Source organism: Streptomyces sp. NPDC088252, assembly GCF_044740965.1.
Taxonomy (GTDB): Bacteria; Actinomycetota; Actinomycetes; order Streptomycetales; family Streptomycetaceae; genus Streptomyces.
This window is the reverse complement of the sequence record NZ_JBIURS010000050.1, coordinates 1-19965: the sequence shown is the minus strand read 5'-3', so window position 1 is coordinate 19965 and position 19965 is coordinate 1. Positions and strand designations below refer to the sequence as shown.

21 protein-coding genes and 4 pseudogenes are annotated in these 19965 nt (G+C 68.0%); 16 read left to right on the top strand and 9 right to left on the bottom strand.

All coding sequences use genetic code 11. The features are described from left to right. Positions 1 to 37 precede the first annotated feature (37 nt). A pseudogene (locus tag ACIOHC_RS42915) lies at positions 38 to 454 on the bottom strand (winged helix-turn-helix domain-containing protein). Between ACIOHC_RS42915 and ACIOHC_RS42910 the strand changes: the two are divergent. Beyond that, complete coding sequence (locus tag ACIOHC_RS42910; protein WP_401846861.1) at positions 399 to 614, top strand: hypothetical protein; 216 nt, start codon at positions 399 to 401, stop codon at positions 612 to 614. The pseudogene ACIOHC_RS42915 and the gene ACIOHC_RS42910 overlap by 56 nt on opposite strands. A gap of 300 nt (positions 615 to 914) precedes the next feature. Here ACIOHC_RS42910 and ACIOHC_RS42905 read toward each other — a convergent pair whose 3' ends face one another. Both ACIOHC_RS42905 and ACIOHC_RS42900 read right to left on the bottom strand, forming a co-directional pair. Further along, positions 915 to 1352 (bottom strand): hypothetical protein, encoded by a 438-nt coding sequence (locus ACIOHC_RS42905; RefSeq protein WP_401846845.1) that lies wholly within the window; start codon positions 1350 to 1352, stop codon positions 915 to 917. Positions 1353 to 1480: 128 nt separating this feature from the next. Beyond that, positions 1481 to 1840: a hypothetical protein gene (locus tag ACIOHC_RS42900; protein ID WP_351085967.1), complete on the bottom strand. Its 360-nt coding sequence runs from the start codon at positions 1838 to 1840 to the stop codon at positions 1481 to 1483. A gap of 321 nt (positions 1841 to 2161) precedes the next feature. On the opposite strand from ACIOHC_RS42900, the gene ACIOHC_RS42895 reads away from it, so the two are divergent. The 5 genes and pseudogenes from ACIOHC_RS42895 (at position 2162) to ACIOHC_RS42875 (ending at position 4797) form a co-directional block, all read left to right on the top strand. Continuing rightward, positions 2162 to 2734 (top strand): hypothetical protein, encoded by a 573-nt coding sequence (locus ACIOHC_RS42895; RefSeq protein ID WP_365693893.1) that lies wholly within the window; start codon positions 2162 to 2164, stop codon positions 2732 to 2734. Then, positions 2731 to 3024, top strand: coding sequence for a hypothetical protein (locus ACIOHC_RS42890; protein WP_351085963.1), 294 nt, complete (start codon positions 2731 to 2733; stop codon positions 3022 to 3024). The genes ACIOHC_RS42895 and ACIOHC_RS42890 overlap by 4 nt, the downstream gene beginning before the upstream one ends. A 469-nt stretch (positions 3025 to 3493) precedes the next feature. Further along, a pseudogene (locus tag ACIOHC_RS42885) lies at positions 3494 to 3667 on the top strand (transposase); the annotation flags it as partial. Positions 3668 to 3950: 283 nt separating this feature from the next. Then, on the top strand, positions 3951 to 4337 hold the full coding sequence (locus ACIOHC_RS42880; RefSeq protein ID WP_401846843.1) for a hypothetical protein: 387 nt from the start codon (positions 3951 to 3953) through the stop codon (positions 4335 to 4337). Positions 4338 to 4671: 334 nt separating this feature from the next. Continuing rightward, complete coding sequence (locus ACIOHC_RS42875) at positions 4672 to 4797, top strand: hypothetical protein (protein WP_351085960.1); 126 nt, start codon at positions 4672 to 4674, stop codon at positions 4795 to 4797. Between the two features lie 53 nt (positions 4798 to 4850). On the opposite strand, the gene ACIOHC_RS42870 is transcribed toward ACIOHC_RS42875, so the two are convergent. Continuing rightward, positions 4851 to 5375, bottom strand: a complete 525-nt coding sequence (locus ACIOHC_RS42870; protein WP_351085959.1) for a hypothetical protein — start codon at positions 5373 to 5375, stop codon at positions 4851 to 4853. 326 nt (positions 5376 to 5701) lie between these two features. Between ACIOHC_RS42870 and ACIOHC_RS42865 the strand changes: the two genes are divergently transcribed. Continuing rightward, on the top strand, positions 5702 to 6439 hold the full coding sequence (locus tag ACIOHC_RS42865) for a dienelactone hydrolase family protein (RefSeq protein WP_365693887.1): 738 nt from the start codon (positions 5702 to 5704) through the stop codon (positions 6437 to 6439). 272 nt (positions 6440 to 6711) lie between these two features. Here the strand turns inward: ACIOHC_RS42865 and ACIOHC_RS42860 are convergent, their stop codons facing one another. The 3 genes from ACIOHC_RS42860 to ACIOHC_RS42850 form a co-directional block, all read right to left on the bottom strand. Continuing rightward, the gene (locus tag ACIOHC_RS42860; RefSeq protein WP_351086952.1) at positions 6712 to 7839 is read right to left on the bottom strand and encodes a hypothetical protein; all 1128 of its coding nucleotides are present in this window, start codon (positions 7837 to 7839) and stop codon (positions 6712 to 6714) included. An 83-nt stretch (positions 7840 to 7922) separates the two neighbouring features. Continuing rightward, a complete protein-coding gene (locus ACIOHC_RS42855) occupies positions 7923 to 8075 on the bottom strand; it encodes a TauD/TfdA family dioxygenase (RefSeq protein WP_365693914.1) in 153 nt (50 codons plus the stop codon). A gap of 58 nt (positions 8076 to 8133) precedes the next feature. Next, the gene (locus ACIOHC_RS42850) at positions 8134 to 8778 is read right to left on the bottom strand and encodes an NUDIX domain-containing protein (protein WP_401846859.1); all 645 of its coding nucleotides are present in this window, start codon (positions 8776 to 8778) and stop codon (positions 8134 to 8136) included. Between the two features lie 245 nt (positions 8779 to 9023). Between ACIOHC_RS42850 and ACIOHC_RS42845 the strand changes: the two genes are divergently transcribed. Continuing rightward, positions 9024 to 9998, top strand: coding sequence for a phosphotransferase family protein (locus ACIOHC_RS42845; protein WP_401846857.1), 975 nt, complete (start codon positions 9024 to 9026; stop codon positions 9996 to 9998). 650 nt (positions 9999 to 10648) lie between these two features. Here the strand turns inward: ACIOHC_RS42845 and ACIOHC_RS42840 are convergent. Together ACIOHC_RS42840 and ACIOHC_RS42835 are read right to left on the bottom strand one after the other, a co-directional pair. After that, positions 10649 to 11980 (bottom strand): M20 family metallopeptidase, encoded by a 1332-nt coding sequence (locus tag ACIOHC_RS42840; RefSeq protein ID WP_401846838.1) that lies wholly within the window; start codon positions 11978 to 11980, stop codon positions 10649 to 10651. After that, positions 11977 to 14031, bottom strand: a complete 2055-nt coding sequence (locus tag ACIOHC_RS42835; RefSeq protein WP_401846836.1) for an amidohydrolase — start codon at positions 14029 to 14031, stop codon at positions 11977 to 11979. The genes ACIOHC_RS42840 and ACIOHC_RS42835 overlap by 4 nt, the downstream gene beginning before the upstream one ends. On the opposite strand from ACIOHC_RS42835, the gene ACIOHC_RS42830 reads away from it, so the two are divergent. The 8 genes and pseudogenes from ACIOHC_RS42830 (at position 13933) to ACIOHC_RS42795 (ending at position 19918) form a co-directional block, all read left to right on the top strand. Continuing rightward, positions 13933 to 14421, top strand: coding sequence for a hypothetical protein (locus ACIOHC_RS42830; protein ID WP_351086958.1), 489 nt, complete (start codon positions 13933 to 13935; stop codon positions 14419 to 14421). The genes ACIOHC_RS42835 and ACIOHC_RS42830 overlap by 99 nt on opposite strands. Before the next feature lie 254 nt (positions 14422 to 14675). Next, positions 14676 to 15257 (top strand): annotated as a pseudogene (locus ACIOHC_RS42825) (IS6 family transposase); the annotation flags it as partial. Further along, positions 15221 to 15859: pseudogene (locus tag ACIOHC_RS42820) on the top strand (IS6 family transposase); the annotation flags it as partial. The pseudogenes ACIOHC_RS42825 and ACIOHC_RS42820, both read left to right, overlap by 37 nt. Positions 15860 to 16362: 503 nt before the next feature. Next, the gene (locus ACIOHC_RS42815; RefSeq protein ID WP_401846833.1) at positions 16363 to 16914 is read left to right on the top strand and encodes a MarR family winged helix-turn-helix transcriptional regulator; all 552 of its coding nucleotides are present in this window, start codon (positions 16363 to 16365) and stop codon (positions 16912 to 16914) included. Next, positions 16911 to 17525, top strand: a complete 615-nt coding sequence (locus ACIOHC_RS42810) for an amidohydrolase family protein (RefSeq protein WP_365693879.1) — start codon at positions 16911 to 16913, stop codon at positions 17523 to 17525. The genes ACIOHC_RS42815 and ACIOHC_RS42810 overlap by 4 nt, the downstream gene beginning before the upstream one ends. A 484-nt stretch (positions 17526 to 18009) precedes the next feature. Then, positions 18010 to 18204 (top strand): hypothetical protein, encoded by a 195-nt coding sequence (locus tag ACIOHC_RS42805; RefSeq protein WP_365693877.1) that lies wholly within the window; start codon positions 18010 to 18012, stop codon positions 18202 to 18204. Continuing rightward, complete coding sequence (locus tag ACIOHC_RS42800) at positions 18201 to 19430, top strand: M24 family metallopeptidase (RefSeq protein ID WP_401846830.1); 1230 nt, start codon at positions 18201 to 18203, stop codon at positions 19428 to 19430. The genes ACIOHC_RS42805 and ACIOHC_RS42800 overlap by 4 nt, the downstream gene beginning before the upstream one ends. Then, complete coding sequence (locus ACIOHC_RS42795) at positions 19427 to 19918, top strand: hypothetical protein (protein WP_351087333.1); 492 nt, start codon at positions 19427 to 19429, stop codon at positions 19916 to 19918. Before ACIOHC_RS42800 ends, ACIOHC_RS42795 begins: the two co-directional genes overlap by 4 nt. The last annotated feature ends 47 nt before the right edge of the window (positions 19919 to 19965 follow it).

Genomic DNA, 19965 nt, shown 5'->3' with positions numbered 1-19965 from the left:
TCGAAGACGATCCAGGCTCCGCGGGCCGCCCCCGTGCTTATGCCTGTGGCCACACCTCCTTCTTCCACAACTCCACTGCCTCGTCGTCACGTTCGATTGCCCGCCGAGCCGGCTGCTGCCAGGACCAGCCATGACGTCGGAGCAGCCGCCACGTCCCCTCCACTGTGTAGCCGACGTGGAACAACCGTCCGATCAGAGTCTTCACCCGGGCCAGTGTTCACCGCTGGTCAGCCCAGCCATGGGCGAGCGGGCCGCGCTCCAACTCCCGCTCGAGTTTGGCAATTTGGTCTGCCGTAAGCCTCGGACGCCCTGGCGATCCCTTCGACCGGACACCCTCTTCACCCCGCTCACGCCACTGACGGCGCCAGCGCTCCACCGACCGCTCGCTCACCCGCAGCGTGGCCGCGATCTCCCTGTTCTTCGCGCCGCCCTCGAAGAGACCGACTGCCTCCAGCCGAACCCGCTCCCTCGCAGCCCTTTTCCTCGACTGCTCGGACGGCGTGCGCTCCGTCCGCATCGACGACGGCCTGACCAACGTCGCCGCCCGCCTGCCGAGCATCTCGGACAGCCCGGCCGCCCAGGAGCACGGCAAGCACATCATCGCACGTACGTGACGCCGCCCGCCGACTCGATGGCGGCTGCCCAGGTAGGCGTTCGGTGTCCGCGGCGAGAACGAACCGCACAGGTCGGCCGTCAACACGGCGGCTGAAGGTATCACCCCAGGCGGGACCTGCGCGGAAATCCCATGCTGCAGGTCAGCGCCGCAAAGGAGAGCCGAGCGGGTCTTTGCGCACAGTGTCGCGGCGACGAAGCCATCGTGACAGTGGCCCACCGGGGTCCGGCTTGATGACCCGGTTCCCGCGTCGGCGTTCGGCAGTTGGGCTACTACTGTCTCTGTCGGAACGCGTCCTGACTCAGCCCCAGGGATCAGGGATGAGGTCGACTTCCGAGGTACGTGGTGTCAGGGTCATGCGCCGCGCGGTCCCGGCTGCGGGATCGGCCACGAGCATGTCGGGTATCTCCTGCTCCAGACCCCGCAGATGCCCGATGGTGCCGAAGGTGCTGGTCCGGGCGGCGAGCCACCCTACGAGCTCCCGTAGCTGATCGAACTCGTCGGGATGCACTTCCTGTCGCGCGGTGAGCGCCCAGCCGTGCTTGCTGGGTTCGAGCACGCTGACGAGCACTCCGCCGATCCGCTGCGCGGGCCCTCGGCCGGAAAGCAACGGGTACGTGTACGTGGCCTCGGGCTTGCTGCCATCGTCCTCCAAGTGCCAGCGCAGCAGCGCGAGATCGGCGCCTGGGAGGGAGCCGGGCAGATCGAGTGTCAGCTGGAGTTCATGGAGATCGCTCATGGGACAAGGCTATGGGGAGCCGTACGAAACGAGCCGGGGACCATTCAGCCGCAGGCCCCCACTGTCCTCCTGGAGGCGCCTCCGGTCTCTGGGTCGCGGCTCCCGCCGTCGCGTGGAGAGAAGCAGGATCACCCGTTGCCCATGGCTCGTACGGTCAGCGCCTCAAGGGGCAAGTCGCTTGGGGCAGCATGGCACCACTTGCGTGCACGATTTCGTGCAAGCCCTGCGGTGTCACCGGCATGCAGCGACGTCGTTGAGCGCATCGCGGTGTGTACGTACCCCCGGCGGTGCTGGCCGCCCCAGGGGCCGACCGGGTACGGGTGCAGCTGCCCGACATCGACGTCCCGCTCCCGCCGGTTGGTGGCCGCGTCGACGATCGTCACGCGCCTGCGCCCGGGGGCTCGCACCAGGATCCGTACGTACCGCGGGGGGCCGGCGGTCACGGCGCAGGAGCGGTAGACCTGCCCGCGCTTGAGATGATGGTCCACGGCAACTCCCGGCGGGTCGAAGGCGACGCGCCGACCCTATCCGGCGCGCGCCGGCCCGTACGACTGTGCGCCGGGCTGAAAGCCTCCGGCATGCGAGCGCGATGTCAGTGGCACCCGCTATGGTGAAGCCCGCACCACAGCGGCATGCCGTGAACCGCCGTTTCCGCTGTCGCCCCGCGCCCACGCCGCAAGGGGCGGCGCCGCCGGACAAGGATCGAAGTCGGATCCCGCGCAGCACCACCTGAAGGACCCGCTTGTCCGGCTGCGAGCACCTCACGCGACGTCCGGCGGGAAGCGTGGGATCCCGCTGTGGAGACGACCGTGACCAAAACCGGCAGTGACCACCTCAAGCGCCAGGCCCGGCAGATCGCCCGCACCTCCGGCCGCCGCTACCCCGATGTCCTCGCCGAACTGCGCGACGCCCCCCGCCGGGCCCCGTCGTCAAAGGAACTCGTCCTGCGCTGTAGCAGTTTTATAGTCCCCATGTACGGCGGGCGCTGCGCCCAGCCCGACGGGCACCCGGGCCACAGGACGTGGTGCGGCCCCGAGCCGCACTTCGCCGTCCACGTCTGGCAGGGGTACACCGAAGCCCGGGACGCGGCGGAGCACGCGAAGCACGAGGCGTGGCTGGCCGGCCTCAGCCCCACGGAGCGCGCGGAGTACGAGGCCGAGCAGGAGGCCGCGTACCAGGTGTATACCGCGTATCAGGCGGACATGGCCGGGGAGGGCGAGTCGTACGACCCGGACGACGAGAGGAACGCGGAGTACGCCCTTGACGCGGCCGACGAGGCATGGTGGGAGGCGGAGATGGACGAGCGAGCGGACGACGACGGCTACGTCCAGATCACCAACGAGGAGTACTACGGCACCTACGACGACGAGGACCCCCGATGAGCCCCTACTGGCCGATCGTGCAGCGCCGCGCCGCCGAATTCTCCCTCGCCCACTCTCGGCCCGGTGCCTCCCTGCTGGACGGACTGCCCGTCCTCGCCGCGCACGCCGGAGCACTTCTCCCCCTTCCACACGCTCCACGTCATGCGGTTCTGCCTGGCCGGCATCTCCTTCGAGGACTGCCCGGAGCACCCGCGCACCCCCAGCGCATCCCGGACCTCGACCGCCTGGTCCCCGAGGACGCCCACGCCCGGCGCGGACGGATCCGGCCGCCCCATCTGGGGCCCAAATAGCTTGGTGTGGTGGGCTAATACACGGCAAGCATGCGTTTTCGGCCGTCGCGCGACGCCAACCGAACATCAATGCGGCCACCATCCAAACCCTTGCCAGCTACGAGTGGATCAAGAAGAGTCAGCCGCTCTACCTGATGGGGCAGGGCTTCGGCGTAGTCGTGTGACGCCCAGTTTGTGACGATCTGTCGATTCGGTGGCGGCCCGGAACGTGACAGGCACGGCTTCCAAGATCATGGAGTCCTACCTTTCTTGATGTGGGTCTGAACTGGTCATTCGTAAGATCGGCGGGGCCCAGGGGTTCCGGGTATGGCTGTCATGGAGTCGCCGCTGGATGGCTCAGAGAACTTGGCCGCCCGGAACCCCGCGACGACTCGACCGCTAATTGGGAGACGCGACGCGATCGCTTTGTAGGACAACGTCGGCGAGGTCGTCTGCTGGGTTGGTGTACGACGAGCTGACGGAGGTGGTTGTGCCCGAGATCTGGGCCGGAGTGGACATCGGCAAGGAACATCACCACTGCGTGGTGATCGACGCCCAGGGCAAGCGACTGCTGTCGCGTCGGATCCTGAACGACGAGGCTGAACTGCTCCAGCTCGTCGCTGACGTGCTTGAGCTGTCGCGGGGTGTGCTGTGGGCGGTGGACAGGGTGTGCGCCGCTAGGACTCCTCGACCAACAGCTCGATAGAGACGTGCAGGTACGGGTCTGATGCCCGGCCGTGGCAGCACAGGGTGATCACGCCTGCCGGCACGTCCGCCGAGGCGTGCCAGTGCGTGACTGGAGCTGCGGGCTCCTCGGGCTCGGTGAAGGCGATCAGGTCCGCGGCGTCGATGAGCCGACGCGCCCGCGATCAGGTACACGGAGCGGCGGCAGCCAAGGCCCGGTACGACCGCACGATCGGCAGCGGGGGAGGAAGGATTGGCGTCCCTTGTGGTTGCTGAACCCACACAGCCCGATGCCGCCGCTACGGCTCTTCGTCGGTGTCTTCGGCCTGGAGCTCGGGAAGGGCCGCGTTAGGCTCACCGTGCTCGACCTCAGCCCGGATGCCGACCGCGCCGAGATCATTCGCAGCCTCGCCCGCGATGCGGTGGCCTCTGATGACGGGTATGTCGCACGGGAGGTGCTCGCACACACGGCTTGCTCCGAGCAGATGAATGAGAATGACCGCCACCTACTGTCCGAGGCCATCTCGACAGCCGGCCTGGGACGCGGGGATATGCCGTCCGCGCTGAAACGGAAACTCCTGGATGCGGTACGGGTGGGTGGTGCAGCGGCGGAGCGGGTCGTTTACGCACGTAGCACGTCCACGTCGTGAACTGCGTTCGCGCCCCGAGCCAGGGCTAGACCCGATCCGAAAGAAGCACAGCATCACGAGCACCAGCACCAGCATCACGAGCAGCCTCGCGAACCTGCAGGCCGGCGACAAGGTCGTCGTGAAGAGCAGCTGGTGAGCATCCGCATCGGGCGCCATGAACTGTCCGATGCCAAGTGCGAACTCATAGAGCCCCCGCCAAACTCCGAACCGACCCCGCCCGCGCCACCCACCTCCTGGCGCTCTGCTCGTCCTGACGAACCTCGAAGGGAGGGTCCTGCAGAATTCGCCCAGCGGCACCCGGCTGGCCCGGTCGCAGGCGCTGACGACGTACTTCATGGCCCATGGCCCCGACCCGCTCCACCTTGCCGAGGTCTTCGGTCTGGACGAGAAGACCGCGATCCGCTACGCGAACACCGCACGGGCGGTGCTGGACCAGGCCGCTGAACAGCCACTTCAGTGAAGTCTGCTTGACCAGTCCACGCCCTTTGCCGAGGGTGAGCACGCCGGGCAGAGTCAGCATCCGGGGCCGATCGGCGGAGACGATGTCAGGGCGAGGGCAGCGCTCCGCAGCTGGGCCGCCCACGTCTGCTGGTCAAGCCCCAACGTGTACTCAATGCAGCAATCGCATTGCGGGATCAGCGCCACGAACGAATCCTCCGCCGCGGTCTCGACCTCCGTCTCCCACCAGTCGTCCGTCGCCAGGTCAGCGGGAGTTGTCTCTCCATCGATGAGTCTCGCCGCCATCCGGCGCAGAGCGTGGCGCCGTGCCAGGCCCCGATCCGGCAACCCGATCCCGGACTCGGCAAGTGCTTGCTCGAACACGTCGCGAATATCGCGGGCATCCGCGTTGCGAGGCCAACCGGCGAGCTCGCACAGCGTCGGGGTGTCCAGCCCGGCCGCGAGCGCCTCAGCAGCGATCATCGGCAGATCCTCCGGGCGTATCTCATCCGCCTGATAACGGCACGCCACCTCACCCAGAGACGTGAGGCCACTCTGCATAGAGGTTTCCGGTTCCGGTGTCGTTCCTTCTGCTCTCATGACTCCTACGGTGTCAGCACCGTTCCCAGGGAAGGCACCCAGGGGCGGGCCCACTCGGCACCCACCCCGCGTGTTCGCCTGAACCCGAAGGCCGAACCCACGAGAACACGACAATCCATCCTCGGGTTCCCGCGAAAAGCCCTTCAGTTTCCGTGAACTCGCGGGCCTCTAGGGGTGTGACCGAGATACGCGCCAAAGGGGCAATGGGATGATCTTGAAGCCCTGAGCGCCGGGCCCGTCCCGTATTTCAGGGGGACACCTACGCTGTTCTGCCAGCGGCAGAACACCGGCCGGACCGGGCTCGACGATCACTACTGTCCAGTCTCATGACGACGATTACGACGCGTACGGTCGAGTACCCGGCCGACGGTCTGACGATGATCGGGCACCTCGCGCTCCCGGCCGGTGTCGACCGCCGGCCCGCGGTGCTGCTCGGACCAGAGGGCATGGGGCTCAGCGACATCGAGCGCCGCCGGGCCGATGCTCTCGCCGAGCTGGGATATGTAGCGCTGGCCTTCGACCTTCACGGCGGGCGCTATTTGGGTGACCCCGAGGAGATGCTGGCCCGTTGCATGCCGCTGCTCGCTGATCCCGACCGGATGAGGGGCATCGGCCACGCGGCACTCGACGAGTTGCGTATCGAGCCCCGGACCGACCCCGACCGGATAGCCGCCATCGGCTACGGCACCGGGGGCGCCATCGCGCTGGAACTCGGGCGCGGCGGCGTCAGCCTGCGCGCGATCGGGACAGTCAACGCAACTACCACGGGCCGACCGGGCGAGGCAGCGCGCATCCGCTGCCCGGTGTGGGCCGGGGTTGGATCGGAAGACCCGATCGTGCCGCCCGCGCAACGAAACGCGTTCACCGCCGAGATGCAGGCCGCGGGCGTCGACTGGCGCCTCACGGTCTACGGCGGCGCCTTGCACGCCTTCCACCACCCGCCGGTCGACCACCCCGTGGTCCCCGGTGTCGGCTACCACCCACAGCACGCGCAGCGAGCCTGGCGCGACGTCGTCGACCTGCTCGCCGAGTGCCTGCCCGTGACGGAGGACCTCGGGGCATGACCCAGGCAAACATGCTGGCGCCAGGCCTGGTCGGCGTCGCGCACTGACAGTCTCCTCCCCTCAAGCCCTCACAGCAGAACCGCATTCGGGCAGATGCTCGATCGCGGAGACGTATTCACAACTGCCGCAGTAAATACCGGATTTACTGCGACGGAGCCCTGGCCGTGATCGTCGCGACCTGCGGCGGACCGTTCCGGCTTCCAGGGCGAGATGTACGCATTTACTGCGGCGTCACTGCGGCGAGTGTTCAGATCACGACGGGCGCCAGAACGTCAGGTGTCGAGGACGGTGAAGGCGATGGAGGGGAAGCGGCGGCCGTTGACCTGGAGGGCGAGGGAGTAGGCGCCCGGTGAGACTTTCCATTGTGTGGTCGAGCGCAGCGGGTGGGCCTTGGTGAGCCGCAGTTCCTGGCCGGGCTCGGCTGTGGCGCGGCGCAGAAAGGAGACTTTCTCCCGCGGACGGCCCTTCTGCCCCGTGGTGGCGATCACGATCATCGCGTGGACCGGTGCCGTGGCGGCGGCGGTGAGAGCGGCGGAGATGTTCAGGGTGTCGCCTTCGCGGAGTTCGGTGCGCTCCAGGGTGAGCTTGGTGAGCGTGATGGGCGCGTCGTGGGCATAGCCGAGGGCGGCGTACGCGGGCGCCCAACCCTCCTTGAGCTGCTTGCGCAGGGCGCCGCGGGCGATGAAGGCGAAGCGGTCGCCTGTGAGTCGGCCCGACTGCTTCCACCGCTGAAGGGTGGCCAGGACGAGATCAGGCTGGCTGGCGGCGATGTCGCCCAGGTGGTTGGCCACGGAGGTGCGGACGTAGAGGTGAGCATCGTCGTAGAGCTGCTCGAGGACAGGCAGGCCCGCATCGACGGGCAGCGCGATCCGTGGAGCCCAAGGCAGCAGGGGCCGGGGGGCCTCGCTCGCCAGCCGGCGTACCCGGAAGTCCTCGGCCTGGGTCCACACGTCGACGGCCTTCATCGTCTCGTCGGGGAATTCGGCGAGAAAGTGCCGCACCGGGAGCTCGGCGGAGAAGTACCCCGTCATGCGGGCCAGCGCGGCGAGCGCCTGGTCCAAGTGCTCGGCGCTACGGAGGTAGCGGGAGACATAGTCGGAGTGGGGCGAGTAGAGGTGCAGGCCGAAGCCGTTGGTCACCCCGGCCGCCTCGGGCGTCGGCGGCAGGGAGCGCAGCAGGATGTCGAGCGCGTCGGGGCCGGTGACCGGAAGGTGGGCGTGCAGGCCCTCGCTGGTTCGGGCGATCCGGGCGCCCAGCTCCAGCCGGGGAAGGTCCGCCATCACCGACGTCACGAAGCTGCTGGCGTTGAACTCGGGGCACACTGCTTGGACTTCGCGGCCGATGCGGGCGATGCGCTCGGCGTTGAGTGCGGTCTCTTTCAGGGGAACCTTCACTGTCATGGGCAAACCCTAGGGCCGGCTTCGGGGGCAGCCCTCGTGTTCGCGCCGCAGGTCAACCAGCGGAGTGAACACGAGGCTTTCGGCTATCGGACGGCGGCGCGGTACAGCAGCCGGTGGTGGCGGGAACTGTCGCAGGGGGAGGCGGTGTGGAGGGTGGCGAGGTTGTCCCACACGACCAGGTCGCCCTGCTTCCAGCGGTGGCTGTAGACGTACGGCGCGCTGGTCGTGTGCGCCAGCAGTTCGCCGAGCAGAGCGCGGGCGAGCTCGGCGGCGGCCTCCTCGCGGGCTTACGGATCAACGTGGCTTCGGGGTCCGCGTGGTCCGCGAGCTCCGGAGTGCCGCCGGGCAGGCAGGCCGCACCGGTGTCGGGTTCGAGGAGGACGAGGCCACGTCCGTCCGGGGCGAAGGCCCAGACCCGGGACTGGCGGACGGTGAGACCGTCGGGGACAGGGCGCGGGTGGAAGGGGAGGTGACGACAGCCTCGGGCGGTGCGCAGCACGCCGACCCGGTCAAGGACGGTGGGGCGATGGGGAGCCCGTCCTCAAGGAGGGCGGGTCCGGTCCCGGCGATACGGGCGCGCGGTGCGGACAGGGCCCGGCGGGCGTCGCCCGGAGACATCAGAGCGGGCAGGTCTGCGGGTTCGACGAACTCAACGGCCTCGATCTCGCCCGGCGCGGGTCGGATCGCCGCGATCTGGTCCTCGTCCCAGACGCCGCCATCGAAGACGTGCAGGATCTCGCCGGGGAACCTCAGGGCGGGAGCGGCTGCGGGGCCGGCGGGGGAGACCCAGTCGACAGCCAGCCCGCGGGTGACGTTCGCCGTGACGCCGAGCTCCTCCTCCAGCTCGCGAGCAGCGCCCTGGGCGGGGGACTCGCCCTTGTCGACTGCGCCGCCGGGCGAAGCGGGCGGGTTCGCTGATTTCCGGCTGGGGAGTCGCAGGAACCCACGCGTAAGTGGTTCATCGACGGCTTTCAGTATGGCGGGTTCGGGGCCTGAAGCTGGTGAGCTGATGTGATCAACTGTCGCCAGTTCCCCGCGGACAGCCCACGAGTCACTGTCAGTGAGTCATCTTGGCTCGCGGGGACCCGGATGCGGTTAAAGCCGGTCGCCTCCTCACTGGTGCTCCCATAGGGTTCGCGGGTTATCGCGGTGGAGAGGTGGTTCGGAACGTGGCACCCAGGACAATGACGCGGGAGCAGTTGGCGGGAGCGGCGCGCGCCGCGCTGGGTGGCGGGCGGCGGCTGGAGGGGGTCGAGCGAGTCGCAGGCGGCAGCAAGAAGGGTGTGTACCGCCTAGTAATGGACGACGCGACGACTGCGATTGCCTATTTGTGGGACGACACCGAGAACTACTGGCCGGCGGCCGAAGGCGACGACGACCTTACCGACCCGTTCTCGCCTGGCCTCGGGCTCGATCTGTTCCAGGCCGCGCACGCGCGGCTGGACGGGCTCGGCGTCCGCGTTCCGGCGATCCGTCTCCTCGACCGCGACGGGGCTTACTGCCATGCGGACCTTGCGATCGTCGAGGACCTTCCGAGGGAAAGCCTTGAGGAGTTGCTCGCGCGCGACCCTGGCGCGGCGGCTGTGGTCATGGCCCGGCTCGCGAATTCGCTGGAGGCGATGCGAGGTCACCGTGCACCGGCCTACGGCAAGGTGGCAGTGGTCGACGGTGGAGGAACGTCGCGCGGTACGTCGTGCGAGGGTGTGGTTCTTAGCCGCGCGCTGCGGGACCTTGCCGAGGCGGCCTCCCGCGATCCGCGGATTATGGGTGTCCGTGGGCGGGTGGAAGAGCGGCCGCTGGGCCTGGCGGCGGCGGTGCGGCCACGCACGGAGTATGCGGTCGTGCACGGCGAGCTGGGGCCCGACCATGTGCTGGTGGATGCGGACGGGAACCCCGTGGCGATCGACATTGAGGGATTGATGTACTTCGATGTCGAGTGGGAGCACGTCTTTCTGCGAATCCGTCTGCACGACGCCTACCAGCCGCTGGAGGTGGACGGCTTGGACGCGGACCGGCTCGCGCTCTACATGCTCGCGCAGCGGCTGTCGCTGACGGCGGGTCCCTTGCGGCTGCTTGACGGGGACTTCCCTGATCGGGCCTTCATGGCGGGTATCGCCGAGTACAACCTGAAGCAGGCACTGAAACTGGCCCACGCCTGAACTTACCCATGCGTCTCAGTTCTCAGCGGGGGACAGGGCCGCCACGGTGAGGATGGGCCGTGTGGATGTACTTCATGGCAGTGGTGATGGAGATTCCGAAGACACGGACGAGATGGACGGGATCTTCGGTCTCGCGGGCCTCGTCCGACGTGGTGACGGGCTTCGGCGGGCGCGGCGTTGTCGGCGGCGTATCGCTCGCCGTACTGGGGTGGGCCGATGGGGGCGGTGTGCGTGGCGGTTGCGGTCACACCTGCCCCCTCGTGGCTGTGTGCGTGCCAGAGGTGCAGGAAGGCTCGATGTGGAGGCGGAAGGTTTTCGGAGGGCCAGGGCGGGCTGCCGCCGTGGGTGTACGCGAACCTTCTCGTGGCCGGACTGTGCCGTGTGGAGATGCGTCGAGGGAAGGTGCTCTGGTCCGTCATATCGACCTCGTGGAGTCGGGGTTGTGGAGAGGTGGTCTCGTTGTGACGGGACCACCAGCCGAGGCATTCAACGAGCAGCTACTGTTGCTCCAATGAACCGGTGTTGCAACGACCAGTTGAATCCGGTTAATTCGCACCCAGCTCGCAGTCAGACAGCACGATGACAATCGATGGTTGACAATCCGATCGCCGTGTACGGTGCGATCGGCGAGAGCTCGGCGGTGTCGTTGTTCATGCCGCACCGCACCATTCGATCGCCGCCAGCGCGTATGCCTTCGCGGCATTGACCATCTCGTTAATCGCGCACCGTTCGTCGACGGCGTGTGCCATGACCTGGGCGCCCGGCCCTAGCCCGACGGCGGGGATGCCGGCGGCGGTGAACCAGGTGAGATCGGTGGCCGAGGGGAACGGCAGCACGTCGCCTGGGCCGGCGAACGAGGTGCCGAGGGCTGCTTGCTCGCGAGCGGCGCGCACTGTTCGGCAGAACGGATGATCCCGATCAGTCCGCCCGCCTGGATAGTGCATCAGCCAGTCGATGCGTGGGGGGTTGTTGCGCAGCCATGGGTCTTGCCGCATGATGTTCCGCACCGTGCGTGCGATCTCCGATCGGATCTCGGATACGCTCGTCGCGGGCGGGTAGAAGATCGCGTATTCGAGGGTCGTCGTGTCGGGGATGAACGCGACGTTGCGGCTGCCGTGCGCGGCGCCATCGATCACGTTCAGCCCGATGGTGAACTGGCCCTTTTCGAACAGCGGGTCTGTCCGGCTCTCGACCCATTCGGCCTCGAGCCGGTGCAGCGCGTCGTGGATCCGCAGAGCGGCGTCGATCGCGCTGGCGGCGACGGGGGCGGCGGCGTGTTCGTCGGCCACCGCTTGGGCGCGCATGCGTGAGCGCATCGATGCGTGCGCGCTGCGCCCTGTCACCGCGATGCGCATGACCAGCACGCCGGGAGTGGCCGGCATGACTGTCAACGGCCGGTTGGCGCCGGTGGGCTCGGCGATGATCGCCCCGTCGGCGGTGAAGCCGCGGCCCAGGACGGCGGAGGTCCCCAGATGGTGTTCGAGGTTCTCCTCACCGACCACGCCCTGCAGGATCAGGTCGCCTCGCAGCCGTGTCCCGGTCTCGGTCAGTGCTCTGGCGGCGAAGGCCTGCGCGACCAGTCCGCTCTTCATGTCCGCCGATCCCCGGCCCCAGACATGGGTCTCGTCGATGAACGCCGTGAAGGGGTCGTGGGTCCATTGCGCGGAGTCGTCCGCGGGTACGACGTCGACATGGCCGTTGAGGATCAGGGAGCGCCCGCCGCCACTGCCGTGCACCACGCCGACCACGTTGTCCCGGCCTGGCGCCTCGCCGAGCAGCTCGGTTTCCGCGCCGGCCTGCCGGTACAGTCTCGCCAGCAGCTGGGAGACCTCCGTTTCGCCGCCGATCAGATCGTCATAGTCCTGATCTGGGTAGGTCGGGTTCACGCTTCGGATGGAGACGGCCTCGGCGAGCGTGGTCACCATCTCCTCGCGCATGCTGCCGATGCGGGCGAGCACCCGGTTCGCCGGGTCGGCGGTCATGACGCCGCCGCCTGTGTCTCCTCGGGCGGACAGGAGAGTTCCCCACTGTCGTGGACGGTCCGTCCGCCCAGCAGGGTCCGCAGCACCCTGGTACCACGAAGGTCTTCCACCGGGCAGGTCACCGGGTCGCGATCCACGATCACGAGGTCCGCGTGGTTTCCCGGTGCGAGCGAACCGATCCCGGGCCAGCCGAGCACGCTCGCCGCCCCCGTCGTCCACATACGGAGCGCCTCGATGCGTGAGAGCTTCTGGTCCGGCCCGTCATTGCGGTGATTGCTGCCCGCGAAGCGGTGGGTCTGAGCCAGTTCGATCTGCTCCCACGGATTCTTCGGCCCCCAGTCCGAACCGCCCGCCAGATCAAGCCCGATATCGGTGAGACGGTGCAGCGGCTCGAGGTCGCGCCAGACGTGAGTTCCCATGCGCTCGCCGTACATCGCGCCTTTGCCCCAGGCGAATCCCGCGCTGGTCGTGACCTGGAAACCGAGTTCCGCGTATCGGCGGGCCTGCTTCGGCGTGATCGTCATGGCGTGCTGGAGAATCCAGCGCCGATCACGGAAATCGTGTTCCCGCACGACGCGTTCCGCGATGTCGAGGAACTCGTCGTGCTCGCGGTACGCGCCGAGGCACAGGTTCGCGCGGATGCCGTTGGTGGCACAGAACCTGATGAAGGTCTCCTCCTTGTCCAGGGACAGGAATCGCACGCCACGGGTGGGTTTGCCGAAGGGGTCCGCGTAGGGCTCGTAGGTCGCGAAGTACCCCGAGAAGCAGGGGCCGCCCGGGCTGAATGTGAGCCCGCTGACCCGCAGCATGTCGTCGCCGTCGTCCGAGATCTGGTCGGCGAGCTGCCCGAGGCGAGCGGCGAATTCGCCGTGCGGGAGCGGGTCGAACGGATAGAAGATGACTGACTCGGCGTCCAGCGTCACCATCACGCGAAGGGGCAGGGCACCGGTCGCGCGCAGTTGTCGGTAGAGCGCGATGTGTTCCGGTTCCATCGCGTGCCCCTCGTACACGGTGGTCACGCCCTGTGCCGCATAGCGCGCCAACTCCGCGGTCGTACCGGCGACGGCGTTCTCCACGCTCGGTTTCGGCAGCTTAGTCAGGATCTGCCCCCAGAAGGGGTCGTAGGTGTAGTAGTTGGTGACAGGTCCGCGCAGGATTCCGGTCAGGTCACCGGCTTCGTTCTTGTCGATCTCGACGTCGCAGACCCGGTCGGGGATGAAGGAGGTGAGCCCGACCGCGCGCAGCCCCGCGCTGTTGAACGCGACCACGTTCGGCATGCGCGGCGCCCACGCCTGGATCAGCACCGGATGGGCGTCGGTCGCCGAGTCGAGGATCCATCGATCGGGCAGACGCCGTTCGGGCAGATCCCGTTCCGAACGGCGCACGAAGTAGTGCGGTTCGCCGACCGGGGTGCACACGATCCACTTCCCCGGTGGTGTGTTCGCGGCCTCGGCCCGGATGCGCGCCACGATGTCCGCGTGATCGACAGCGTCGGTGAGGTCGACGAGCCCGCCCGCCAACGTCCCGAAATGCACGACATGCGGATGGGTGTCGATCAGGCCGGGCATCACCACACCGCCTTCGGCATCGACCTGGCGGGCATCGGGCCCCGCCGCTTCCGCCATGGCGTCCCGGTCCCCCACAGCGAGCACGCGCCCGCCGGACAGTACCAGCGCCTCGGCCTCGGGTGCGCTCGGATCGAGTGTGCGTACCCGCCCACCTGTGATGATCGTGTTGGTCATAGCTTCCCTCCGCGGCTGACGGCGGTGTCCGATGGGCACACCGTAGCGCAGAATTTCTCCATATGGAGAAAAATTTTGCGCGCCCACGCCGGTACGATGGACTCCGTGACAACGCCCATGCGCGAGCCGCAGATGGCCCGAGGGGCCGCCCGACGCGAAGCTCTCCTGGACGCCGCGACCCGATTGCTGGCGCGGGAAGGCGCGCGCGCCTTGACCCACCGCGCTATCGCGGCGGAGGCCGGCACCACCCACGGCATCGCCCGCTACTACTTCGGCACCCTCGACCAGTTGCTCGACGAAGCCCTGCAACGATTGGCCACCCAGCAGATCGAGGAGGTGCGCGCACTGTTCCACCAGTTGCCGGACGTCGATATCCCGCAGCGGATCACCCGCATCGTGCAGTACGTGACCGGATCCCTGGCCCATGACCGGGACTCCGGCATCGCCCGGTACGAGTTCTTCCTGGAAGTCGCTCGCCGCCGCCAGCTACAGGCCACCCTCAACGAATGGGGAGTCACCCAACGGTCGGCCTTCGCCGGCGAACTGCGCGGGGCCGGATCCGCAGACCCCGAGGCCGACGCCGCGGATCTGCTGACCATCATCAATGGTCTGCTTCTGGAGCAACTCGCTCTGCCCATCGACGACTTCGAAAACACCCGGCTGCGACCGGCCGTCGCAAGGTTCTTTCCGAAGGGCTGATCACCGCAGCGCGGCGTCTGGGTGCGTGTGTGGATCGGTACCGTCGTTCCGACGAGCTCGCGGATGAAGATCTCTTCGTAGGCGTACCAGCGTGAAATTCGATTCTCGCCGAGCCAGTGCTGTGGGGTCGGCAGATGGGTGAACGTCTCGGCGATGACCTCGGGATATCGCCTCACCAGGTCAGCGGGCACTGTCACGTTGACTGGCCGGGTGGGATGATCTTCTGGTTGGTCGTGCCGGGGAGGGATTCGTTCGTGTCGTCCGCGTCGCCGTCGTACAAGGGCCACCGGTACCCGGTGGAGGTGATCGCGCACGCGGTATGGCTGTACTTCCGCTTCCCGCTGTCCTTCCGCGAGGTCGAGGAGCTGATGCTCGAGCGCGGCGTCATCGTCTCCTACGAGACCATCCGCCGCTGGTCCGCCAAGTTCGGCCAGGCCTACGCGGACGGACTGCGCCGCCGTCGGCCACGACCCGGGGACAAGTGGCACCTGGACGAGGTCTTCGTGAAGATCAACGGAGAGCAGAAGTACCTGTGGCGGGCCGTCGACCAGGACGGCAACGTGCTCGACATCCTCCTGCAGAGCCGCCGGGACAAGGCCGCGGCAGGGCGCTTCTTCCGCCGCCTGATGAAGAAGACCCGTACGGTGCCGAGGGTGGCCGTCACCGACAAGCTCCGTTCCTACGGCGCGGCGCACCGCGAGGTCATGCCCTCGGTGGAACACCGTTCCCACAAGAGCCTGAACAACCGGGCGGAGAACAGTCATCAGCCCACGCGGCAGCGCGAACGCGCCATGAAGGGATTCCGCTCCGTCGGCGGGGCCCAGCGGTTCCTTACCCGGTCGAGGTGATCTCCCACTGCGTGTGGCTGTACTTCCGGTTCCCGCTCAGCTTCCGTGAGGTCGAGGAGCTGATGCTTGAGCGCGGCGTGGTCGTTTCCTGCGAGACCATCCGCCGCTGGTGCCTGAAGTTCGGGCAGCAGTACGCCAATTCGCTGCGCCGCCGCCGGCCCCGGCATGGTGACAAGTGGCACCTGGACGAGGTGTTCGTCAAGATCAACGGCGAGCAGAAGTACCTCTGGCGGGCTGTCGACCAGGACGGCATGGTGCTGGACCTCCTCGTACAGAACCGGCGGGACAAGACCGCGGCCAGGCGATTCTTCCGTCGTCTGGTGAAGACGACCCGTACGGTGCCGCGGGTGGTCGTCACGGACAGGCTCCGCTCCTACGGCGCCGCTCACCGCCAGGTCATGCCCTCGGTCGAGCACCGCTCGCACAAGGGGCTGAACAACCGGGCGGAGAACAGCCACCAGCCCACCCGGCAGCGTGAACGTGCGATGAAAGGCTTCCGCTCCGCTGGCGGGGCGCAGCGGTTCCTGTCCGCGTTCAGCGGTATCTCACCGCACTTCCCGCCCCGCCGCCAACGGCGCCTCCATCGAGTGGGCGAGCCCTTCCGCCCGGAGTGCCTGCCGCGCGCCGCAGCGGTCCCAGACTTCGGGGACGACCACCCGCGAGGGGTCGATCGGACTCCGGCGCTTGGTGACGAACCTGAGCACCGGGTCGTCGTCGGGCCGTCCGTATTCCTCGTATTCGTTGAGCATCTCACCGCCGACGGTGGCGTACACGTCGACGACCGTCCCTGCGGCGGTGTCGAGTATGTAGAGGCCGAGGCCGAGGCCACCTCGTCCAAGGTGAGGGCTGACCGCAGCGCGTGCGAGAAGCGCCAGCGTTCGATCCACATTCCTGTCCGACATCGAGGCGTCCTCAGCTCCTTGCGCCCGTGCGGGCCATCGCCGACGGGCCCGGCCCCGCACGGCTCGGGCCAGGTCGCACTGACAGCATCTAGATGCGATTACAAATATTGATCCGGAATTTCACCAGCAAGGATTGGATTGCGAGCGTAGCGATGGTTGCAAACGCATGTGTTTGAGGCTAGGTTCGCGTCATGTCGAGCGAGCAGAAGACGTCCGAACTTGGCGCGGATGCGGCGATCGTGGCGCTTCCACCGCTGGAGGATCTCGGATCCGACGCCGGGTGGCGCGGTGTTCCGGCGGAGGCGGCGCACAGCCATCTCTTCTTCTGGATCACCCAGGTCGCGGGGCGCCGGGATCGCCTCCTGGCCCAGGAGTTCCGGCCCTACGGAGTGCGCGTCGCGGAGTGGCGGGTGCTGCTGTCGATCGCGATGCGGCCGGGGATCTCACTGAAGGAGGTCGCCGAGCACGCCATGATCGACCAGACGACGCTCACCCGGATCGTGGAGAGCATGGTCCGCGCAGGACGGATCGTTCGCGGTTCCGATCCGTCCGACATGCGCGTGACACGGCTCGATCTGACCGAGGCCGGCGGCGAACTGTTCGAGACGCTCTGGCCGATCGCCGACCGGATCAACCAGTCCCTCTGCACCGGCCTGCCCGACGGGGCTGCGCAGCTGATGTGTCACGGCCTGCGCGAGGTCTGGCGGGGCATGGAGCGCATGGCGCCACGAGGAAGTCGGTGACGGTGATAGCGGAACTCAAGCACTGCGACATCGTCTTCCGGGGCGCGACGATCACCAACTGCACGGGCGCGCCGCGCTTTACCGCGGACGTCGCGACCGACGATGACCGGATCTCCGCGGTCGGTGATCTCGGAGCGGTCGCGGCGGACGAGGACGCCCCCGCGGCGGGCCGGGTCCTGGCGCCCGGCTTCATCGACACGCACGCGCACGACGACCAGGCGCTGTTCGCGGAACCCGATATGGCGATGAAGGTGTCGCAGGGCGTCACCACCGTCGTCATCGGCAACTGCGGCATCGGCCTGGCCCCGCTCCGCATCGGCTCGCCGCCGCCCCCGCCGTTCACGCTGCTCGGGGGCCCGGAGGTCTTCTCGTATCCGACGATGGAGTCCTACCTGCGCGAGCTGACTGAACGTGCACCGGCCGTCGATGTGGGCTGCCTCGTCGGGCACTCCACCCTGCGCCTCGGCGCGATGGACGATCTGACGCGTCCGGCCACGCCCGTGGAGGCGGCGGAGATGCGGGAACGAATGCGCGAGGCGATGACCACCGGAGCGATCGGGCTGTCCAGCGGCGTGTGGTACCCGCTCGCTGCGGCCGCACCGCCGAGATGATCGCCTTGATCGACCAGATGTGCACCACGCAGGCGATCAGGTTCGATGTGTATCCCTACACGGCCGCGTCGAGCTGGCTGACGCCCGACTACCTGCACCTGTGCAGGAACGTGACCGTGACCTGGGCGAAGCCGTACCCACGGACGAGGGGCCGGGATATCGCAGACCTCGCGGGGGAGTGGGGATGCACCGCGGAAGAGGTGGCGCGCAGGCTCCAGCCTGGCGGCGCGGTCTACTTCAACATGGACGAGCGGGACGTCCGCTGCGTGCTGTCCCACTCCCACGCCGTGATCGGCTCGGATGGGATCCCCGGCGACACCCATCCGCATCCCCGCCTGTGGGGCACCTTCCCACGATTCCTGGGGCGCTACTGCCGGGAGTTCGGCCTGTTTTCGCTTGAGGAAGCCGTCCGCCGCATGACCGCACTCCTTGCGGTGACGTACGGATGCGCCGGACGCGGCGACCGGGGGCCTACGCGGACCTGGTGCTGTTCGACCCGGACGAGGTCGTCGACACGGCGACGTACCAGGAACCGACGCGAGCGGCGATCGGCATTGATCTGGTTCTGGTCAACGGGACACCCGTGTGGCGTTCGGGTGGTATCTGCAAGGTACGCCCCGGGCGTGTTCTCAAACGGTCGGCCGAAGCCGCCGTGGCGCATCGAGGAGAGACAACATGAGCAGGCAATTCACCGAGCTGGACATGAGTTTCAGCCGGATTCCGTACGACTGGGACAGCAGGAAGGAACTGCTGGAGATACCCTTCCCGATCGAGGAATACCGCGAGCGCGTCGCCAAAGTGCGCGCGGAGATGGCCGCCGAGGAGCTCGACGTGCTGGTCATCCACGGTGCTCCCGGATGGCTGAACGGTGATGTGCGCTGGATATCCAACTTCATCACGGCGATCGGGAACACCATCGTGGTGCTCCCGAGCGACGGCCCGTTGATGCTGGCGACCGATTCGATCCTGCATTCGGCACCGATGCACTCCTTCGTCCACCACACCTGGATCCGGGATGTGCGGCCGGGTGACCTGCCGGGCACGGTGCAGAATCCGCAGGACATCGGGCGGCACGTCCGGGACTTCCTCACCGAACGACAGCTGAACGGCGCACGCGTCGGCCTGGTGGGCGGGCGGTTCATGCCCGCGACGATCGTGGACGCGATCCGCGACGGGCTGCCCGGCGCCGAGACCGTCAACGCGCAGCTCGCGTTCTGGCGGGCCAAGCAGATCAAGAGCCCCCGGGAGATCGCGATCATCGAGCACGCGGGCCGCGCCACCGCGGCGGGCCTGGAGGCGGCGATGGAGCTGGCCAGGCCGGGGACGACCGAACTGGAGATGTCCGCGGCGGCGCATCAGGCGATGGCGAGGACAACGGACTGGATCGCGCACTGCATGATCGCCGCCGGTCCCCGGTCAGGTCTCAAACACCTTTACCCCACGTCCCGCAAGGTCGCGGACGGTGACCTGGTCTTCATGGACATGGGCGTTCATTACCAGGGATATTTCACCGATACCGCGCGGACGCTGTGCGCCGGGACGGTGGGCCGCAGACAGCGCGAGGTCCTGCAGTGCGGGCTCGACATGTTCGAAGCGGTCCTCGCCGCGGCCGGGCCCGGCGTGCGCGTGGCCGACCTGCAGGACATCGCCCAGGGGGTCGCGGAGGACGCGGGCTACGGCGAGCACTACTGGCCGACCGGGTTCGGGCACGGCATCGGCACCAACATCGCGGAACTCCCCAGCCTGCACTGGCGCAGCGACACGGTGCTGCGTCCCGGGCACGTGTTCGCGCTCGAACCGATGATCGTGATCCATGGCTTCGGCTGCGGTGTGATGGAGGACCAGGTCCTCATCACCGAGACCGGCGCGCGCTCCCTGACGCCCGCGAGGAAGGACCTGTGGTGATCGAGGGATCGACGACGTCCCCGGCGTTCGACGCCTCGCGGGACCCGCGCAGGTCACCCAATGCCAGCCTCATCGGTGTGCCCGGCGGGGCACGCCGACTGGCCACGCCCGCGCTGATCATTGACCTCCCGGTCCTGCGCGCAAACCTCATCGACATGAGCCGGCGATGCGCGGAGGCCGGGACCACCCCGCACGGCAAAACACACAAGTCGGTCGCGCTGGCACAGGAGCAGATCGCGGCGGGCGCGGTCGGGATCTGCGCGACCACGGGTCGCGAAGCCATCGTGTTCGCCCAGGCGCGGATCCCGGGGCTGCTGGTGACGACGCCGATCGTCCAGCCCGCGCACATCGACGCCCTCGCGGCCCTGCACCGCGACGGCGCGGACATCACGCTCGGTCCTCGACTCGGCGGAGAACCTGGATCAGTGGGAAGCCGCCCTGGGGGGGTGCCTCTATGTCCTTCGTCAAGTTCGCGCTGCCGGTTTTGAGGGTTTTCATCCTGGTCATGCGGCGAGGGTGACGGTGGGGGTTCGGG